At 48.2% G+C, this 20,476-nt stretch carries 16 protein-coding genes and 1 other RNA gene; 14 read left to right on the forward strand and 3 right to left on the reverse strand.

The window, feature by feature from the left end; translation table 11 throughout:
* Positions 1 to 164: 164 nt before the first annotated feature.
* The 3 genes from C6G87_RS07975 to C6G87_RS07985 are packed head-to-tail and all read right to left on the reverse strand — an operon-like array spanning position 165 to position 3,144.
* Positions 165 to 1,409 (reverse strand): MFS transporter, encoded by a 1,245-nt coding sequence (locus C6G87_RS07975; protein ID WP_382262489.1) that lies wholly within the window; start codon positions 1,407 to 1,409, stop codon positions 165 to 167.
* On the reverse strand, positions 1,409 to 2,428 hold the full coding sequence (gene lpxD / locus C6G87_RS07980; protein WP_104752968.1) for a UDP-3-O-(3-hydroxymyristoyl)glucosamine N-acyltransferase: 1,020 nt from the start codon (positions 2,426 to 2,428) through the stop codon (positions 1,409 to 1,411). Before lpxD ends, C6G87_RS07975 begins: the two co-directional genes overlap by 1 nt.
* A complete protein-coding gene (locus C6G87_RS07985) occupies positions 2,425 to 3,144 on the reverse strand; it encodes a triose-phosphate isomerase (protein WP_104752980.1) in 720 nt (239 codons plus the stop codon). Before C6G87_RS07985 ends, lpxD begins: the two co-directional genes overlap by 4 nt.
* A 109-nt stretch (positions 3,145 to 3,253) precedes the next feature.
* Between C6G87_RS07985 and C6G87_RS07990 the strand changes: the two genes are divergently transcribed.
* The 14 genes from C6G87_RS07990 to C6G87_RS08055 all read left to right on the forward strand — a co-directional run.
* Positions 3,254 to 4,030 carry a fumarate reductase cytochrome b subunit gene (locus C6G87_RS07990; RefSeq protein ID WP_104752969.1) on the forward strand — a complete coding sequence of 259 codons (777 nt, stop codon included), beginning with the start codon at positions 3,254 to 3,256 and terminating at the stop codon, positions 4,028 to 4,030.
* Positions 4,027 to 6,012, forward strand: a complete 1,986-nt coding sequence (locus C6G87_RS07995; RefSeq protein WP_104752970.1) for a fumarate reductase flavoprotein subunit — start codon at positions 4,027 to 4,029, stop codon at positions 6,010 to 6,012. The genes C6G87_RS07990 and C6G87_RS07995 overlap by 4 nt, the downstream gene beginning before the upstream one ends.
* The gene (locus C6G87_RS08000; protein WP_104752971.1) at positions 6,009 to 6,737 is read left to right on the forward strand and encodes a fumarate reductase iron-sulfur subunit; all 729 of its coding nucleotides are present in this window, start codon (positions 6,009 to 6,011) and stop codon (positions 6,735 to 6,737) included. The genes C6G87_RS07995 and C6G87_RS08000 overlap by 4 nt, the downstream gene beginning before the upstream one ends.
* 252 nt (positions 6,738 to 6,989) lie before the next feature.
* On the forward strand, positions 6,990 to 8,513 hold the full coding sequence (locus C6G87_RS08005; protein WP_104752981.1) for a phospholipase D family protein: 1,524 nt from the start codon (positions 6,990 to 6,992) through the stop codon (positions 8,511 to 8,513).
* A 35-nt stretch (positions 8,514 to 8,548) separates the two neighbouring features.
* An RNA gene (gene rnpB, locus C6G87_RS08010) (RNase P RNA component class A) lies at positions 8,549 to 8,868 on the forward strand.
* 15 nt (positions 8,869 to 8,883) lie between these two features.
* Positions 8,884 to 9,774, forward strand: coding sequence for a 16S rRNA (cytosine(1402)-N(4))-methyltransferase RsmH (rsmH, locus tag C6G87_RS08015; RefSeq protein ID WP_104752972.1), 891 nt, complete (start codon positions 8,884 to 8,886; stop codon positions 9,772 to 9,774).
* Positions 9,753 to 10,079 carry a hypothetical protein gene (locus C6G87_RS08020; RefSeq protein WP_104752973.1) on the forward strand — a complete coding sequence of 109 codons (327 nt, stop codon included), beginning with the start codon at positions 9,753 to 9,755 and terminating at the stop codon, positions 10,077 to 10,079. The genes rsmH and C6G87_RS08020 overlap by 22 nt, the downstream gene beginning before the upstream one ends.
* A gap of 114 nt (positions 10,080 to 10,193) precedes the next feature.
* Complete coding sequence (locus tag C6G87_RS08025) at positions 10,194 to 11,372, forward strand: hydrogenase small subunit (protein WP_104752974.1); 1,179 nt, start codon at positions 10,194 to 10,196, stop codon at positions 11,370 to 11,372.
* Positions 11,365 to 13,140 (forward strand): nickel-dependent hydrogenase large subunit, encoded by a 1,776-nt coding sequence (locus tag C6G87_RS08030; RefSeq protein ID WP_104752975.1) that lies wholly within the window; start codon positions 11,365 to 11,367, stop codon positions 13,138 to 13,140. The genes C6G87_RS08025 and C6G87_RS08030 overlap by 8 nt, the downstream gene beginning before the upstream one ends.
* On the forward strand, positions 13,124 to 13,807 hold the full coding sequence (gene cybH / locus C6G87_RS08035) for a Ni/Fe-hydrogenase, b-type cytochrome subunit (RefSeq protein WP_104752976.1): 684 nt from the start codon (positions 13,124 to 13,126) through the stop codon (positions 13,805 to 13,807). The genes C6G87_RS08030 and cybH overlap by 17 nt, the downstream gene beginning before the upstream one ends.
* Before the next feature lies 1 nt (position 13,808).
* On the forward strand, positions 13,809 to 14,354 hold the full coding sequence (locus tag C6G87_RS08040) for a HyaD/HybD family hydrogenase maturation endopeptidase (protein WP_104752977.1): 546 nt from the start codon (positions 13,809 to 13,811) through the stop codon (positions 14,352 to 14,354).
* On the forward strand, positions 14,351 to 15,913 hold the full coding sequence (locus C6G87_RS08045; RefSeq protein WP_233709076.1) for a protein hydE: 1,563 nt from the start codon (positions 14,351 to 14,353) through the stop codon (positions 15,911 to 15,913). Before C6G87_RS08040 ends, C6G87_RS08045 begins: the two co-directional genes overlap by 4 nt.
* Positions 15,914 to 15,927: 14 nt before the next feature.
* Positions 15,928 to 18,264, forward strand: a complete 2,337-nt coding sequence (locus C6G87_RS08050; protein ID WP_104752979.1) for a hypothetical protein — start codon at positions 15,928 to 15,930, stop codon at positions 18,262 to 18,264.
* 203 nt (positions 18,265 to 18,467) lie between these two features.
* Positions 18,468 to 20,476, forward strand: a 2,009-nt coding sequence (locus C6G87_RS08055; protein ID WP_233709077.1) for a hypothetical protein, incomplete at its 3' end; no start/stop codon positions are given.

The following is a 20,476-nucleotide window of genomic DNA, read 5'->3' on the forward strand; positions in this document are numbered from 1 at the left end:
AATATTCATATTCATAGGTGGGAGAAGCCACTCTTGGAGGAGAGATGTTAAGACGCACTTAGTGAGTGAGCCTTGTTGAGACTTCCAATCCCCTAGCTTTGGGCGCGGGGAGTGTGTCGAGTGTTTCTTGCTTAACAGAGTCCTTTTTGGAGCAACTTCACAGCCTATCGATCTAGAGCGTCTTGTTTGGGCAAATACAGCGCGCACACAAGCGCAAAGATCATTACCACCGCCACATAAATAAAAAAGCCATTTTCTATACCCTTGCTTTTGAATTGCAGGGCGATATAGGGCGTACTGCCCCCAAAAAGGGCATTGGCGATCGCAAAGCTAAAACCCGTGCCCAGCGCGCGTACATGCTGGGGGAAGAGCTGGGCTTTGATAATGCCAGAAATGGAGGTATAAAAGCTCAAAATGGCAAACAAGCACAGCACGAAGACAAAGGCAAGGCTAGGGTGATGGGCTTGCAACGCCATGCCCTGAAAGAGGGGGTAAATGCCCACCAATGCCAAGAACGCATAAAGGGTGATGGATCGCTTGTAGGTGATCTTATCGCCCAAGTAACCAAAGAGGGGCTGAATCAACATCAAAACCGCCAAGGCGATCAAGAAGAGATCATTAACCTGTACTTTAGGCATCCCGGCATTTTCTAAGAAAGTTTTGGCGTAAGTGGTGATGGTGTAAAACCCTAGAGACCCCCCTGCTGTCAGCCCCATCACTAGCACGCAAGCGCGCCAATGGGGAAATAACGCCTTGAGAGTGCCCCGTTCTGCATGTTCTTGCAAATTGCTAGAACTCTCTTCCATGAATTTACGCGCCACCAGCGAGCCTAGGGCTAGCAACCCCCCTATGATGAAGAGAAAACGCCACGCAAAGGCACTCATCTGCGCCACGCTAAAAATTGCCAGCAACACGCTAATGCTCGCTACAGCCAAGAACTGCCCCCCAATGAGGGTAACATACTGAAAAGAGCCATAAAAGCCACGCCTCCCCTTTGCGGACAATTCGGCTAAATAGGTCGCCACAATGCCATATTCCCCCCCCACGCTCAAGCCTTGAATGAGCCTAGCGATTAGCAAAAGAAAGATCGCAAAATCCCCCACTAAATCCTTGCTAGGCAGCGCGGCGATCATAAAAGAGCCCAAAGCCATCACGATCACAGAGACCACCATGGAGTGTTTGCGCCCGATCTTATCAGCCAAAGCCCCAAAGATCCACGAGCCTAAGGGGCGGGCAAAAAACCCCGCTGCAAAGACTCCAAAAACGCTAATTTGTTGCACAATGGGGTTACTAGAGGTGCTAAACTCATGGGCAAAGTAAGTGGCGCTAAAGGCATAGATGTAAAAATCAAACCACTCTACCAAATTCCCGCTAGCGGCCGCGATGATGGATCGCTTCTTAGTCGCCATTATCTTTTCCACACTTTAGACAAGCCCTTAGCGATCAAACTAGGTTTTTGCTTTTTGGCAAAACGGCGCAATGTGGCTAAAAAGTGATGCCATTCATGAATCTCCATTGCTGGGATCGCCCCGGCGTAATTGGTATGGGGGGGCAAATCCTTGCCCACCGCCCCCTTGCCCCCAATTTGGGTAAACTCCCCAATGTGCATATGCCCCCCCGTGCCCACCTGCCCGCCTAAAACCACATTGCGCCCCATAGTCGTAGAACCGGATAGCCCCACTTGGGCGACAATGATGGAGTGCTCGCCCAGCACGCAATTATGCCCCACTTGCACCAAGTTGTCGATCTTCACCCCTTGTTTAATGTGGGTGATCCCAAAGACGGCGCGATCGATAGTGGTGTTCGCCCCGATTTCTACATCATCATCAATTTGTACAATACCGCTGTGTTCGATCTTGACATGCTCGCCTTGGGCTGTGTGGGCATACCCAAAGCCATCACTCCCCACCACGCTATTGGCATGGATGCGCACGCGATTGCCAATTAAGGTATTTTGATAAAGGGTAACATTGGGGTAAATTTGACAATGCGCCCCGATCTTTACCCCATCGCCCACCACCACATTAGCCATCAGCACGCTCCCCTCGCCCACTTCTACATTTTCTCCTAGAACCACCCCGGGCATCAAAACCACGCCCTCGCCTAATTTGGGGGGGTGGGGATTGATGGGGCGCGCAAACATCGCTAGCTTAAACGCGTCTGAAACGCGCGCAAAGGCTAGGTGGGGGTTGGGCGTGATCAAGGGGTAAGAAGTTGGGGGGATTTTACTGGCATGTTCGGCGCGGATAAAGATCGCGCCCGCTTTGGTGTCTTTGAGTTTTTTCAAATAGGATTTTTGATCCACATAGCTCAAATGATTAGGGGTGGCGCTCTCTAAGGGGGCGATCCCGGCTACCTCAAAATCCTTGAAATTAGGGGGCAAGTTGATGTCTAATGGGTAGTGCTCCAACAACGCGCTTAAAGTCATGCAAACTCCTTTGTGGCAGAAATATCGATCATTTTAGCCAAATTGTGCGGGTCTAGACTCGCCTTGCCTACCAAAACCCCATCCACTGCGTCCAAATCTAAAATCTCCTCTACATTCTCCACTTGCACACTCCCCCCATAGACAATCAGGGGATCGGGTTGGAGTTTTTGGCGCAAACTCTCTAAAGTTTGGGCAATCATGCCACTTGTTGCGCTCACTCCCGTGCCAATCGCCCAAATGGGTTCGTAGGCAATCAAGAGTTTTGGGTAAGCTAAATCCAGCCCTTCTAATTGCCCTAGAAGATGTTTGAGCCATGTCTTCTCGCCCTGCTGGCGTTGCTCTAAATTCTCCCCAATGCAAAAGACAATCTGAAAGCCGTGCTGGGCAAAAAAATTAAACTTCTCTATACACAGAGAATCGCTTTCTTTTAGGAGTAAGCGCCGTTCGCTATGCCCAACTAGCACGCTTTTAATCTGTCTTTTTTGCAGGGCTTGCAAAGTGATTTCTCCGGTGAACGCCCCCTCTGGTGCGGGGTAGGCGTTTTGAGACCCTAAATAGAAACGCGTGTAGGTGTTTTCAAGCAGACCTAGCTCAAGCAAGGGGGGGAAAATGCCCACATAGGGAGCTGTGGCGGGCTTGAGCAGATTTTCTAGCGTCTCTAAATAGGCGGGTAAGTCTAAATTATAAGACTTAAAATTAGCTAAAACATATTTCATGGCACGCTCCACAGCATAAACTTGGACAATCTTAGCAAAAGATGGCAAAGATAACCCAAAAAGTATTATAATTTTGCTATCATTTTAGGAAAAGTAAGAAGGGAGTGGCATGCAGCAAGAGGAAATCATGGAGGGCTACTATGGCGTGAGCGCGGAGCGCAAGAAAAGCGGGGCGTATGCGAAATTGGATTTTTGGCAGAGCGCGACCGGACTTGTCTTGGCGTTGTTTATGATCGCGCATATGTTCTTTGTGAGCAGTATTTTAATTAGCGATCGCGCGATGTATGCGGTAACGAAGTTTTTTGAGGGGAGTTTGTTCATCAGGGCAGGCGAGCCGGCTATTGTGAGCGCGGTAGCGGCCGGGGTGATTGTGATCTTAGTCGCGCATGCCTTTTTGGCGTTGCGCAAATTCCCCATCAACTACCGCCAATACAAGATCTTTAAGACACACAGGCATTTAATGCAACATGGCGACACCACGCTATGGTTTATCCAAGTGGGTACGGGCTTTGCGATGTTCTTCTTGGCTAGCGTGCATCTCTTTGTGATGCTCACCGCGCCGCATAGTATCGGACCGCATGCCTCTTCTTACCGCTTTGTCAGCCAACATTTTTGGTTGCTCTATATCTTCTTACTCTTTGCTGTGGAGTTGCATGGGTCTATTGGGCTCTATCGCCTAGCCATCAAATGGGGTTGGTTTAAGAATTTGGGCATTGAGGGCTTGCGCAAAGCCAAATGGGGCATGAGCGCGTTTTTCATCGTGCTAGGTTTGCTCACCTATGGAGCTTATGTCAAAAAGGGGCTTACCCAAAAACATGAGGGGATCATGAGCATACAGCAGGCGATCCAACTAGATGAAGAATTGCACAAGGAAGGAAAAGAATGAACATTATCTATTGCGATGCGTTAGTGGTGGGCGGGGGCTTGGCGGGTTTGCGCGCGAGCATTGCGTGCAAACAAAGGGGGTTGCACACCATCGTGCTCTCTTTAGTGCCTGTAAGGCGTTCCCACTCAGCAGCTGCCCAAGGGGGGATGCAGGCGAGTTTGGGCAATGCCAAGATGAGCGAGGGAGACAATGAAGACCTACACTTTTTGGATACGGTGAAAGGGAGCGACTGGGGTTGCGATCAGCAAGTGGCGCGCATGTTTGTAACCACCGCGCCCAAAGCCATTAGAGAGTTAGCCAGCTGGGGCGTGCCCTGGACGCGCATTAAAAAGGGCGATAGGCCGGCTGTGATCAATGGCGAGCATGTTACTATCACCGAGAGAGAGGATCGCCATGGCTATATCCAAAGCCGCGACTTTGGGGGCACAAAAAAGTGGCGCACCTGCTTTACCGCTGATGCCACCGGGCATACCATGCTCTATGCAGTCGCTAACGAAGCGTTGCGCTACAATGTAGATATTCAGGATCGTAAAGAAGTGTTAGCATTGATTCACCATGAGGGCGTGTGTTATGGGGCAGTGGTGCGCGATCTCATTACCGGGAGCTTGAGTGCCTATGTCTCTAAGGGCACGCTACTAGCCACCGGGGGCTATGGACGGGTGTACAAACACACCACCAACGCGGTGATTTGCGATGGGGTGGGGATTGCTTGCGCGCTAGAAACCGGGGTAGCCAAGCTGGGCAATATGGAAGCTGTGCAGTTTCACCCCACCGCTTTAGTACCTAGCGGGATTTTGATGACAGAGGGGTGTCGAGGAGATGGAGGCGTGTTGCGTGATAAGGATGGCTATCGCTTCATGCCCGACTATGAACCTGAGAAAAAAGAGCTAGCTAGCCGCGATGTGGTGAGTCGACGTATTTTGGAGCATATTAAGAGTGGTAAGGGTGTACCCTCTCCTTATGGTGAACATGTATGGCTGGATATTTCCATTCTAGGACGCGCGCATGTGGAGAAAAACTTACGCGATGTCCAAGATATCGCTAAAACCTTTGCAGGGATTGATCCGGCTGATGAAGGCTCTAAGGGCTGGGTGCCCATCAAGCCCATGCAACACTACTCTATGGGAGGCTTGCGCACCAATTACAAGGGCGAGAGCCATCTCAAAGGGCTCTTTTGTGCGGGCGAAGCAGCATGTTGGGATTTGCATGGGTTTAACCGCTTGGGGGGAAATTCTGTGAGCGAGGCGGTGGTCGCTGGGATGATCATCGGGGATTACTTCGCCCAACACTGCGCGCAAGCCAGCATAGACATCAATACCCAAATCGCCCAGAATTTTATCCAACACACCCAAGATTACTTGCAAGGGCTTTTGCACAATGAAGGCAAGGAAGATGTTTATCAAATTAGGGAGCGCATGCGCGAGATTATGGATGAAAAAGTCGGAGTCTTTAGAGAGGGCGCGATCTTAGAAGAAGCTGTTCACGAGTTAGAAGCGCTCTACAAACGTGCTTTACATATTCATGTCAAAAACAAGAAAACCCATAACAACCCCGAATTAGAAGACGCGTACCGCACTCAAAAAATGCTCAAGCTGGCATTATGTATCGCTAAGGGCGCGCTGGATCGCACGGAGAGTCGCGGGGCGCACACCCGCACGGATTTCCCCAAACGCGACGATGCGCAGTGGTTGAAGCGCACTTTAGCCTCATGGCAAGACCCCATGCAAACTTTACCCACTCTAGAATATGAAGAATTGGATATTATGCGCATGGAGATCAGCCCTGACTTTAGGGGTTATGGGGCTAAGGGCAATTTTATTCCCCACCCACTCAAAGAACAGCGGGACGCAGAAATCGCCAAAATCACCGAAGAGATTAAGGCGCGGGGAGGAGATCGTTATGCCCTGCAAGAGGCGCTCATGCCCTTTGATTTACAGCCCCAGTATAAAGCCCGCAACATCAGACTAGGAGAAAACTCATGAGTCGCACCATCACCATCAAAGCCCTAAAGTTTGACCCCCAAAGCGCGGTGTCTAAACCCCATTTTAAAGAGTATCAGCTCGAAGAAATCCCCTCTATGACACTCTTTATTGCTCTGGGCATTATTCGTGAAACTTTGGATCCAGATTTGAGTTTTGATTTTGTGTGCCGGGCGGGGATTTGTGGGAGCTGTGCGATGATGGTCAATGGTCGCCCGCGCTTAGCGTGTAAAACGCTCACTTCTAGCTTTAATGAGGGAGTGATCACTCTAATGCCCATGCCCTCCTTCCCCTTGATCAAGGATTTGAGCGTGAATACGGGCGAGTGGTTTTTTGGCATGACCAAGCGCGTGGAAAGCTGGGCACACCACCGCAAAGAGGTGGACATTACTCAGCCTGAAGAGCGTATCGATCCGGATGAAGCCCAAGCGGTGTTTGAGCTGGATCGTTGTATTGAATGTGGGTGTTGCATCGCTGCGTGCGGGACCAAGTTGATGCGTGAAAATTTCATCGGGGCTGCTGGGCTAAACCGCGCGATGCGCTTTCTCATCGATTCGCATGACGAGCGCACCGATGAGGATTTTTACGAATTAGTGGGTGATGATGATGGGATTTTTGGATGCATGAGTTTAATTGGTTGCCATGACACCTGCCCTAAAGAAATCCCCCTACAAGAGAGTTTGGCGGAATTACGCAACCGCATGGTGAAGGTGGGTAGAGGGCGTTAAGGAATTCTATCGGCTTTGTATTATCAAATCTATAAGCCTGAAGCCATGGGGATGTGAAGCGCCTCACCGGTGTTTTACATTGCGATTTGGTGTGGAGTTGAAACACGGACTCCTGAAGGAGAAGTTGTAGGAGTGGCTGAAGGGCAGGCTTTGAGAGCGGCACAATCTCCTAGCTTTAGCTGTAGCTATGGAGGGCGTGCTGGACCGGCTCTACATTTGCGTCTTTGGTTTTATTGCTTCGCATTGTTATGGATGGTTTTATTTGCTGGGTGCACCATCATTCGACAACAAGGACCCTACACCCTTTCTCAATTAGAACGCTATGACCCTAAACAAACCCCCATCGCCCGTGTTTACGCCACATCTTTAGCCAGCAAGCCCGCGCAGAGTTTGGGTTTTCTCCTGCAAGAGGGCGATCAAGCTCTTTTGCAACGCATCGCGCTCATCCGCATGGCAGCGCACAATATTGATATCCAAACCTACATTTATAAGAATGATATCTCATCGCGAGCAATGATGTTTGAACTCTATAGGGCAGCTAACCGGGGGGTGAAAGTGCGACTTTTGATCGATGATAATGGTTTAGATTCAGATATGTCGGACATTATTATGCTAGACACCCACCCCAATATTGAAGTCAAGATTTTCAACCCCTATCGCGCGCGCAATAGAGGCTTGCGTATTTTTGAGATGTTGGCCGATTACGATCGGATTAAAAAGCGTATGCACAATAAACTTTTCATTGTGGACAATATCGCCTTAGTTATTGGGGGGCGTAATATCGCCGATGTGTATTTTGACAATGACTTAGAAGAAAACTTTTTGGACATGGACGCGTTGTTTTTGGGTGTCGTAAGCTTACAGGCTAAAAAAAGTTTTTTAGAATATTGGAATTTTTTTGGGGCAATCCCTGCGCACCTCTTGCCCAGCCACTCTAAATTAAAAAAGTATGCTAAAACCTATCAAAGTCGTCTTTCTAAGATTCTCTACCCTCCCAATCAACATACACACTATGAAGACCATGTCTTAGAATTTATCCACGATTTCACACATAAAAAACAAATTGTTTATCAAGGTGTAGCCTCCTTTATTGCCGATAGCCCTGATAAAATCAACGCGCCCCACCCTAGCTCACCCATCAAGCAAGCCCTTAAGGCGATTTTGGCGCGTACTACCAACTCTCTTTACATCGCCTCCTCTTATTTGATTCCCGGGCGCGCGCTTTTAAAGTTGTTTACCCAAAAATTGCAAGAGGGCTTAGAGCTCAATATTTTGACTAATTCGCTTGCTTCTACCGATGCAATTGTGGTCTATGGGGCATGGGAGCGCTATGCTAAAAGATTAGTGGATGCGGGGGCTAATGTCTATGAAACCAAGAGTGATCTCTCCAAATACGCCCGCTACACGCGTAGGGGGCTCAAGCTGAAAATCCGCGGGCGACTTAAAAACTCTTTGCATAGTAAAACTTTGATCTTTGATGGGCATAAAACTTGGATTGGGAGCTTCAATCTAGACGCACGCTCAGAAAGCATTAACACCGAATCGGTAGTAATCTTTGACAACAAAGATTTCGCGCTTCACCTACAAGGACTGATGCAAGAACAGATGCAAGAGAGTTGGCATTTGCTCGTGATCAAACACGCCTTGCGCCATAAACTTATGTGGGAAGGAGTAGAGAATGGACATGTCATCCTCTATGATAAACCTCCTAACACTTCCGCTTTTTTGCGCTTCATCAAGGATTGGTCCAAAATGTTACCTGAGAGTGAGCTATAGGGAATATTTTTTAGAAAATTTGGTTATAATGGCGCTCGCATGGGCGGTGGTTGCTCTAGGTTTCTTAGAGAGGAAAGTCCGAGCTACTTAAGACAGGATTCCATTTAACGAATGGCTAGCGTAAGCTAAGGGAAAGTGCCACAGAAATAAACCGCTCTTTTAGAGTAAGGGTGAAAAGGTGGGGTAAGAGCCCACCGCGCCCCAAGCAATTGGGGTGGACCAGGTAAACCCAATCCGTAGCAAGAAGCGCATGGTAAGAGTCTTAAACAAAGCACTTCGCACGAGGTGGGTTGCAAAACCCATCCTAGATAAATAACCACCCACGACAGAACTCGGCTTATGCCCATGCAACCACTACCAAAAGGATCGCATGCACCAAAGCGTTTTACTTCAAGAAGTGATCGATGCGTTTGCTCCTCTCGCTCACATTAAAGACCCCTTGTTGATCGATTGTACTTTGGGCTTAGGGGGGCATACTCTAGCTTTATTGCAGACCTACCCTCATTTACGCGTGATCGGCATTGATAGAGATGAGGAAGCGCTCTCCCTAGCCCAACAACGCTTAGCAGACTATACCCCCCGTTTTACTTACCGCTATGGGGCTTATCAAGACATTATCGCTGAGCTCCTCCAAGAGGGGGTGTGGGCAGATTGTGATGGCGTGTTGGCAGATTTGGGAGTGAGTTCTTTGCAACTAGATAGCAATGCGCGGGGCTTTGGCTTTAACGCGCCCACTTTGGACATGCGCATGGACACTAATGCCTCCTTGAGCGCGTATAAAGTGATCAACCACTACAGCCCCTACGAATTAGAACGCGTGTTGGAGCGCGGAGAGGTGCGCGGGGCTAAAAAAATCGCCTCCCTCATCGTGCAAAGACGACACCAACGCTTGTTTGAAGAAGCCAAAGACTTAGCCAGCTTTTTAGGCGCGCACACCAAGCGCCACAAGCACCATCCGGCCACTTTAGTGTTTCAGGCGGTCCGCATGGAAGTCAATGACGAAATGGGCAATTTGCGCGCGCTTTTAGATCATGCTAAGGAGTTAAAACACGCCCTGCTCGCCATTATTTCCTTTCATTCTTTAGAGGATAGGCAAGTCAAACATGCCTTTAAAGAGTTTGCTCTAGATGATGGCCTAATTTTGACCAAAAAGCCCATCACCCCCGGTGCGCTAGAATTGCAACAAAACCCCCGCGCACGGAGCGCTAAAATGCGTATATTTCATTTTCGAGGCTGCCCATGCCACACACACTTGCTCTAGACGAAGAACGCTTAGAAGAACGCCGTTTGCGCACCAGCGCACAGGAACGCGACGCGCTTTTTAGTGAAGAAACCATCGAGCGACAGGGAATTTCCCTAGCGTGGTTGCTCTTTGTTATTGTCGGATTGGTTTTTACCTTAATACTCTTTGCCCCAAAAATCTATTTAACCGACAATATTTACTATACCAGCAGAGCGATTCAAAAACTCAAAGGGCAGGAAAGTCTGCTTCAAGAAGAAAAACGCCAACTTCAACTAGAATTAGAAAAGCAACGCTACAAATACACCGTAGAAAACATGCCCTGATCGCCCCTAAGAGCAGGATAAAATTACCTCCCTAGTATCTTTTTTTTGTAAGTATTTTAAACCTTGTTTACTCAAGATTAGGCTAAAATAAAAAATCCCACTTAAAGGATTAGCATGGCAACTCATGACGATGCCTTGTTTAAGAAGATTTCAGAACGACTTGAAGTCCTTAAAAGCTTGAGCGCCCACAACGCTGACAAAGATATCCATGAAGAGATGACCAAAAAGGGCATCGAGCGACGCGACTTGATGAAATGGATCGGAGCGATGACCGCTACTTTAGCCTTGCCCGCAAGTTTTACACCCTTAGTTGCACAAGCCGTAGAGATGGCTAATCGTCTACCCGTCATTTGGTTACACATGGCAGAATGCACGGGCTGTAGCGAGAGCTTGCTTAGAAGCGAAGACCCTAGCATTGATAGCATCATCTTTGATTATATCAATTTGGAATACCATGAAACCATCATGGTAGCCAGTGGACACCAAGCCGATTTGAGCCTAGAACAGGCGATTGAAAAGCACAAGGGGAATTACATTCTCATGGTAGAGGGGGGAATCCCTCAGGGCACAGAATACTTTTTAACGATGGGCGCACAAGGACGCACAGGCGCACAAGAATGTATCCATGCCGCCAAACACGCCAAAGCCATTTTTGCTATTGGGACTTGTTCGAGCTTTGGGGGTGTACAGGCAGCCTACCCTAATCCCTCCAACGCACAGGCTTTAAGCAAGATCATCAGCCAGCCCATTATCAATGTCCCCGGTTGCCCTCCTAGCGAAAAAAATATCGTAGGCAATGTGATCTACTTTTTGATGTTTGACGCGTTGCCCCGCCTAGATGCTTTCAACCGCCCAACTTGGGCTTATGGCAGACGCGTGCATGATTTGTGCGAACGACGCGGACATTTTGACGCAGGCGAGTTTGTGCAACATTTTGGCGATGAGAACGCCAAAGAGGGTTTCTGTCTGTACAAAGTGGGCTGTAAAGGTCCTTACACCTTTAACAACTGCTCCACCTTGCGCTTTAACTCCCACACCTCTTGGCCCATCCAGGCTGGGCATGGCTGTATTGGGTGCTCTGAGCCCAATTTTTGGGATACCATGAGTCCCTTTGAAGAGCCCATTTCTAACCGCCTCATTGTGCCTATTACGAGCGCCTTTGGAGGAGCAGGAGCGGATAAGGTCGCTGATAGTGTGGGTATCATTGCTTTGAGCGCGAGTGCGATAGGAATTGCCATGCACGCGCTTTTAGCTGGACTCAAAAAGGATGATCAAGGAGATGCCCATGTCTAAAAAAATTATTGTCGATCCCATTACCCGTATTGAAGGGCATTTACGCATCGAAGTGGTGGTGGATGACAACAATGTCATCACCGATGCGCATTCTTCCTCTACCCTCTTTAGGGGACTAGAGACCATTATCAAACACCGCGACCCACGCGATGCGGGCTTTATCGCCCAGCGCATTTGTGGGGTGTGTACTTATTCGCATTACAAGGCGGGCATTAGCGCAGTGGAGAATGCCCTAGGCATCACCCCGCCCCTAAACGCCCAACTGGTGCGCTCTTTGATGAATATTGCCCTGATCTTGCATGACCATGTGGTGCATTTCTACACCTTGCATGGGCTAGATTGGTGCGATTTGCTCAGCGCGCTCAAAGCCGACCCTAAAAAGGCGAGCCAAATTGCCTTTGAATATTGTGATTACCCCTTAGATACGGGCGAGGACGCGCTTAAAGCGGTGCAAAAACGCGTGGGCGACTTTGCCAAACAGGGGGCGCTAGGTCCCTTTGCCAATGGCTATTATGGGCATAAAACCTACCACTTGAGCCCAGAGCAAAATTTGATCGTACTTTCGCATTATCTCAATCTCTTAGCCATCCAAAGAGAAGCAGCCAAGATGACAGCCATTTTTGGAGCCAAACAACCCCACCCCCAAAGTTTGACCGTGGGAGGGATCACTTCTGTGCGCGATGTGCTTGACCCCACCCGTTTAGCCGAATGGAAAAGCAAGTTTGAGACCGTGAAAAACTTTGTAGAGCGCGCGTATTATCCGGATTTAGTGATGGCTGCCAAGATGTTTAAAAACGAGCAAAGCGTTTTGCATGGTTGCGGGGTGAAGAATTTCATCGCCCATGAAGAGATTTTGCTCTCTAGAGGCAAATATCTTTTGAGTTCAGGGGTGGTGCTCAATGGCGATTTAAGCACCCTACACCCCATTAATGAGGATTGGATCAAAGAGGATGTTACGCACTCTTGGTATCAATACAGCACAAAAGAGGCGCAATTACACCCCTATGACGGGCAGACTACACCCCATTACACGGGTTTTAAAGAGGGGCAAAGTATAGGTTTGAGTGGCAAATTAGAACCTAGTAAGGTGCTAGACACACAAGGAAAATACTCTTGGATCAAAGCCCCGCGCTACAATGGCATGCCTATGGAGGTAGGACCTTTGGCTTCTTTGGCGGTGGGCTTGGCGGCTAAAAACCCCCACACTACAAAAGTCGCTACCCAGTTTTTAAAAGATACAGGCTTGCCCATAGAGGCAATTTTTAGCACGCTAGGGCGCACAGCAGCGCGTTGCTTAGAGGCTAAGATTTTGGTAGAAAATGGCTTGACCACCTTGCAATCTCTGATTGAAAATCTCAAATCCGATCAGAGCACCTGCGCGCCCTATGAAATTGACAAAAATAAGGAGTATAAGGGGCGCTACATCGGGCAAGTGCCAAGAGGGATGTTAAGCCACTGGGTGCGCATTAAAAACGGGGTGGTGGAGAATTACCAAGCGGTGGTACCCTCCACTTGGAACGCGGGCGCGCGTGATGAAAAGGGGCAAAGTGGACCTTATGAAATGAGTCTGATAGGCACACAAATCGCTGATTTGACCCAGCCCTTAGAAATTATCCGCACCATTCACTCCTTTGATCCTTGCATTGCTTGCTCGGTGCACTTGATGGATATGAAAGGACAGGATTTAGGCGAGTTTAGAGTTGATCCGAGTTTTGCACGCTTTGATAAAGTCAAAAAAGAGGAGGTGCATCATGCTTACCCCCAATAGTGCCTACTACCACCCACATAAAGAATATTCGGGTTGGGTGCGTCTGTTCCACTGGATACGCGCCTTAGCGATCTTTGCCTTGATGTTAACGGGCTTTTACATCGCCTATCCTTTTTTAGAACCCCACTCTAGCGTCTACCATGGCATGTATTTTCTACAAGCCTATATCCGTAGCGCACACATCATGCTAGGTTTTATCCTGATTGCCATTTCATTGTTTCGTTTTTATCTGTTTTTCTTCGATAAGAAAAGTCGTGCGGAGCGCATGTCTGTCAAAGGAGTTTTTAGCCAACGCACTTGGATCGAGCAACTCAAAGTGTATTTCCTCATCGGACATCGTCCTGAAATCAAAGGTGTTTACAACCCCTTGCAATTTGTGGCTTACTTCTCTTTATGCATGATGCTTGTCATCATTGCTTTAAGCGGGATTGTGCTTTATTATAATGTCTATCATCGGGGACTAGGGGGGGCTTTAGAGCCTTGCTTTAGATGGTTTGAGGTGCTTTGTGGGGGGTTGTCTAATGTGCGCTATATCCACCATCTAGCCACTTGGGGGATTTGCCTGTTTATCCCTGTGCACATTTATATGGTGGTTTTCCATTCTCTCAAATTCCCCGACGGGGGGGCGGATGTGATGATCAGTGGGCGGCGTTATTTGAAAGGCTAGCGTGGATATTTTGGTGTTGGGGGTGGGCAATATTTTGCTAGGCGATGAGGGCGTGGGGGTGCATCTGTGCCACCAGTTGAAATGTAGCTACCACTTCACACACAAGGGCAAGTTGACATTTATGGATGGGGGTACGATGGCGCAAGCGTTGATCCCTTGGATTGTAGAATACGATCGCATTTTGATTTTGGATTGCGTGAGTGTAGTGGGCGCGCAAGTGGGCGCGCTCTATTGCTTTGATTTCGATCAAATCCCTGCAGAAATCACTTGGGCAGGGAGCGCACATGAGGTAGAGATGTTGCAAACTTTGAAACTTACCGCCCTAATGGGAGACTTGCCTCTCACGACTATTATCGGGCTAGTGCCCGCTATCATGCAAGATAGAACTACCTTTGAACTTAGTCCGGATTTACTACAAGGGGCGCGCTTAGCCAAAGAGCACGCGCTCAAAATTTTGGCTCAATGGGGGGTACGCGCCACCCTCAAAGCCAAAGCACAGGATTTACAGCAGATTGCCTATCAATCTTATAGGAGGGCATTATCATGATTTTTGTGTTTAAATTTGAGTCTGTGGGAGAGTTTGGCGCTCAAGTTGGTGCGCTGTTTATGGACTTCTTAGCCCACCATGCCCACGCCAAAAACTTGCGCTATGCCACTTCTTTAGAACACTTCTATCTGCAAGCTACAGCAGAGCAAGCAGAGAATTTTGCCCAAATGCTGAGTCAACGCCTGCCAGTGGCGCTCAGTTTCCGCTTCGTAGGTGTAGAAATAACGCAAGATATTAATGCAGAGTGGCAAGATTGTGAAAGGGTGTGCCCGCCTATTGATGTGTTAGAAGAGCGTGTTGCGCTAGATCAAGGACTTTTAGAGCCCCATTTCTCTTCTTTTATCTATAAAAATCAAACCTGCTACACTCCCCAGCAGGTACAAGAATCTCTTAAGGACATGGTGTGCACTTTGCAGGGAGGAGGGAGTTTAGAAGTTAAAACCTCTAGGGGGGTTAAAACCCTCTCTTGTACCTATCTAGAAGGGGCTAAGGTCTTGTTTTTGGATTTGGCTAGCGTGCTCTCTTTAACGCGTAGCGATTCTAAGAGTGCGCAGGTGTTGTGCGCCTTTGAAAAGCCTAGTATTATTGCCACTCTTAAAGAAGTTTTTGTTAATGAATTTAAGAATTTAGAAATCTGTGCGTCCCTGCCCTATGATTTTGGGCTCGCCTTACTAGGGCATCGCTTGCTAGAAAAAGATATTTCCTATCTATTTTATAAAGACAGCCTTACAGATCACAGCGATCTAAGTTATACTTGCACCGCTCCTAGCTTTCCTGAACAAACATTCAGCGTGGCTAAAAATGGACTTTTGCTTCCCCACACACGCACCCAAATGAGTCCCACTTTGGAATTTGTGAGCCAAGAGGCTCCTCAAGAACCTCATTTTCTTATATATTTGAATTTTGATCGCCCTAGTTGTTTTTGGGTTTATAGTGAGGGCTATAAACAGCTGATGAACCTACATTTAGAGACTCACCCTAGCTCGTTACTCAAGCAACTCCAAAGCAATGCTAAAGGGCGTAAGCTCTATGCTAACTATAAAAAAGCCTATCCTGAGTTGTGCGCGCGCCTAGAACAAGAACCCAGCACGCTCCAATTGCCTAGCGCAAACTTGATGGATTTTTTAGCCGGATTAGTGCAGGTGATGGGCTTTAGTCCCACACACAACACGCGCGCTATTACAACCTATGCGAAGACGTTCTTGCGGACTAAAGGTCCTCATATCGATTTTAAACTCACTAAAGAGCCTCTTAATCTCAACCCAGCACCCACGCTTAGGAGCGCGGTAAGCTACACGCTAGGGGGCACGGACGCGCCCACGATGTGCTTTGGCGTACTGGATTCTTTGGCAGAATTTTTAGGTAATATAATTTACGATGCGCATATTAAATTTGGCTTGGATCAAGTCTATTTGTGTGGCGATGTCTTTTTAGAAAAGGTCTTTTTAGATCTCTGTTTGCAGTACTTCCCCAAAGAATGCGCCCAGGTCTTCCCCTTGAAATACATGGATTATCAAACAAAAAGTACATGTGAACAAGCGTATACGACATCCCTATAGAGTTTTTGCTATCTATGAATAAGCGCCTTGCGCGTGTGCTTGTACCTTTATTGTTTATCTTGCTGTTGTTAGGGGCGTATTTGATCACACACAAGCCCCCCCAAACCCCCCAACCCCCTAAATGGAGTTTAGATAGAGGCGTGTTTTTAAGTGCCTCACAAGAACTCTATGATTCTATGTTAGGGGCGTTTAGAGAAACTATTAAAGGGATGTTATGCCCTAAGGGCTTTGATCCAGACATCTACTCGGTGGATATGGTTAAAAAGCACGCCCCCACTTGGATTAATCTAGCGAGCAAAATGGTAGATGCGCTCCCCACGATCAAAGCCATCCAAGCGCAGTTGCCCCCATCCCTTGCCCAAGAAATTAGAAGTTTTGAGATTTTGCATGTGATTGCGCGCATGCGCTACAAGATACCCCGCATGGATTGCTATGAAGATCCCAGTTTCTACACGATGATTGGAGATCCTGAAATCCAACCCCTCCACCCAGAGGTCTTTTTAGAAAATTTTTCTACCAGTTTGGAGGTGGTCTATCCCCTACTCATACAGGCGTTCAAGCAGGGCTTAGATTTAAAGGCATATCTGCGCTTTTTGGGCGAAAAGTCTAATATGCCCACTTTTTTAAGCGATTTGGACGCGTATTTAAAGAAAAATAAAGTAGATGCGCCCCAAAAGGGCACTTTTATCGCGCATTTGCAAGCTTTGCAATTCAGCACGCGGGCGTATCTTTTTATCGCAGAAAATTGGCAGAGGAGTGGCTTAGGCGATTATGAGAGAGATAGTTATTATTCCAAGATCAATCAGCCTCTAGGTCTGTCCTTATCCACCATGCGATCTTTAAGCCATGCCTATCTCTTTGCTATCCATGCGCGCCTAGAGGGGATCACTGAAGTCAATTGGGAGATGAGTCCCACGCTCGAATATAGCTTGCCCAAGATGGTGCAAGATTTTTTCCATAATTTTCGCCTTCTTGCCTTCAAACAACCCTGCCTCTATCTCACCCCCCAAAACACGATCCAAACCTTCCCCTCCAAAGAACCCCTTTGCCAAATCCTCAAGGACAACCCCCCTAATGTCGGCGCGCCCCTGCCTAAAGGTTTGGTGCAAGCCTTTCAAAACGCCCAAGATTTTCTCATACAGACTTTTAATGCTCATAATAATTATGGTGAAAAGAAAATCACCTTTGCACAGATCAGGTCCCCCCTAAGCCAACACCTACAAGCCATAATTCAAGCCACCCCCCTACTAGCCCCCCTCAAAGACAAAGAGTGGGATCATCTGCTAGATTACACACAATCCCAGCTTTTAACCCTCTTGCAAGCTTATATGCGCAAAGCCAATGAGACAAGTAACGATCTCCACCGCATCATACGCCCCGCCACCTTTATTGTACAAGATTATTTACACATGCTAGATTTAATCTACCCCCCTTTGCTCCAAGCCAAAAAGCAAGGGCTGGATCCTAGCTTGTATTTAAAAGCCTTGCAAGTTTCTAAGCCCCTGCAAGTTAGACCCTGTAAAAACCCTTGCAGTCCCACCCCTGACATCGCCTCTAGGAGCTATCCTAAGGATTTAATGGGCATGCGTTTAGCCCAAAAATTGGCTTTGCACCAAAGAATAGTCCCCAAGCCTTGCAATCGTAACTCTACCGACTATTGTATAGAGTGGGACGATCTCCAATGGGATTTAGCTAGCCAATGGCTTAAGAGTATGGACACACACACCCAAGAAGTCTTTCAATTATGGGATTTGCACGCCCAAAGACGCGTAGAAGCGTTTTTGTATAACCAAGAGTTTTATATGGATAGTATCCAAAGACCTGAACTCATCTCGGCGGAGCGTTTGCGCGCTAATCCCACCCCCTGCTTTGCTCCCCAATACCTAAGCGCGCAGAGCGTGCAAAATTGCCAGCATATCTTTAAAGCCCAGAGTTTTAACCCCCTCTATTTTAGCCATTACTTAAGAAGTGTTAGACTCTTGAGCATAGGCAATAGCCCCTGCTTGTATTTGGATTCTCAAGAACAATTGAGCGGTTTTGACTCCAAAGAGCCCGCATGCCTTGCCCTGCAAGCTTGGGCACTCACCACCCCACCCAAAGAGTCCACTTTACCCGCTGTGTTCTTACAAAATCTAGATTCTATGCGCGCCCAGATTCGACATGCCCTGCAAAATGCCCCCTGCAAGCAAAACGCGCCCCTTTTAAAACCCCTCCTCCCCAGCTTAGAACAACAAGCCCAAAATGCCCCGCTTCATCCATCCGTTCACAAAAACATCTCAAGGTGCTTTGGACTCTCTTTGGCGTGCATGAAAACACCACCCCACAGATTCAAATCTATCATGCAATTCTAAGCGCGCACAAAGCTCCGCTTCTCCTATGTCTATAAAGTTAGCGTGACTCCAATGAGGCAAATACTACCCTTGCTTTAAACCGCCAAGGTCTAGCCTAGTTTCTGTACCCACTCCTAAACTTCTAAACTGTGTTTAGTTGTGGCTCAAACTTTTTTTGAAACCTGCTTGGTTTGATCTTAGGGTATTTGGGCTAAAATAGCGCGATGATACACTTTGCCCATCTTGCTGAAGAACCCTTGAAAAACGCCATTAGAGAACGCTATTTTAAAGAGTTTATCTGCAGTGGGGATAAAATTGACTTTCAAATTTACGCCCCTAAAGAGCAACTCCCAAGACCCCTTTTGAGCGCAGAGGCTAAGGCGGGGGTGTATGACCCTAAAAAAGCCTTGACCCAACTTGTCCTGACACTGCTAAAATACCCCCAAGAGTACTTAGCCCCCTTCTTAGGGGCGTTTGATAGCACGCGCTTTAGTGTGCTGGACACACTGAAGCTAGAACCCCTTTTAGCCAAACTCTCTAAGAAGAGCTACACCAGCGCGCCTAGTAATACGCAATCTGCAGAGTTTCAAGAGGTTTATACCCTCCTAAGCCCGCTCTTAGACACTCACCTCACACATTATGAATTTGCAACCCAAGAAAAGGAGTTAAAAAGTTTTATCCAATCTCTACACACCATCCCGAAATTAGCGACCCCCATTGACAAAAATAACTTTGTGCATGTCTATCAAGCGTGGGTACAAAAGGTCAAACCTTCTATTAATTTAGATTGGTCTAGGGCTAAACAAGCGGGCATTTTAGACACAGATTTTTACCTAGCCGATCTGCTCTGTGAGAATAACCACACCACCGGCAAGCTCAACACCCGCTTAGTCGGAGATCATTACCAATTTGATAGAGAGATCGATCCGCTAGGGCTCTTTAGCACCAAAAGCGTGGAGTTTAAGGACAAACAACAAGCCCATCAAGAGTTTTGGAGGACCTACAAGCGTCCCCCCGCTGAACAATATCAAGATTTCATCACTGATAGGCGCGATCTTTTAGTGCCCCCTGATGTGCGCGAGCGCAAGGGCGCGTTTTACACCCCCTTAAAATGGGCGATCAAATCCCAAGAGTGTTTAGCCCACTATTTAGGGGATAATTTTCAAGAAGAGTATTTCATTTGGGATTGCGCGGCCGGGACGGGCAATTTATTAGCCGGGCTCTCTAATGCTTATAATATCTTTGCGAGCACCCTAGATAAAAACGATGTGGCGATCATCAAAGAGCACGCGCTAAAAGGGCAACTAGCCCTCAGAGAGGATCATATTTTTCAATTTGACTTTTTAAAAGACTCCCTAGACAAAGTCCCAAAAGAGCTTAAAGGTATTTTAAATAACCCCCACCAGCGCGCTAAACTCATTTTCTACATCAACCCCCCCTATGCGGAGGCGGGGAGCAAGACTCAGATCTCTAACACGGGCAAGAATAAAGACGGTGTCGCGTTCTCTGCGGTGGCTGAAAAATACGCTAAAGAATTGGGCAAAGCCCGTAACGAACTCTTTGCGCAGTTTTTCATGCGCATTCTCAAAGAGATCGCCCCCTTAGAAGCAAAAACCCAAGTTAAGGAGACCCCCCTTACGGGGAGGCATTGCGCACGAATGCCAAAACCGGCACGAACGCCAAAACAACAAGAATTACAAAACGCTAGGGGGTTAAGCCCCCAACAAGAAAACTTAATCTACAATGATACGCCATGTTTCTTGGACATGGCTGGCTCCTTTCTTGGTTTTGCCCCCTCTTTGGGGGCAGGTGATTTTAACCAACCTCCACTTAAAATTAAGGGTCCTATCTTAGCGAGTTTCTCCAAGCTCAAATACCTAAATTCGAGCAATTTTAAAACCTTTAGAGAGCATTTTAAAGCGCGCTTTTTGGGGGGTTTCATGGTCCCAGCCTCTAGCTTTGATCATGTCAAGGGGAGCTTTCCTATTGGGTTTTTGGTGTGGGATTTGGGCGCGCCACCCCCCCCCCCCCCCCACCCCCCACCCCCCCCCCCACCCCCCCCCCTCCCCCCCCTCCTTCGTCGGTGGAGGGGGGGGGGGGGGGGGGGGGGGGGGGGGGGGGGGGGGGGGGGGGGGGGGGGGGGGGGGGGGGGGGGGGGGGGGGGGGGGGGGGGGGGGGGGGGGGGGGGGGGGGGGGGGGGGGGGGGGGGGGTTGGGTGGACGTCGGCTTTTGT

Origin of the sequence: Helicobacter baculiformis, assembly GCF_900197685.1 — a bacterium.
Lineage (GTDB): Bacteria > Campylobacterota > Campylobacteria > Campylobacterales > Helicobacteraceae > Helicobacter > Helicobacter baculiformis.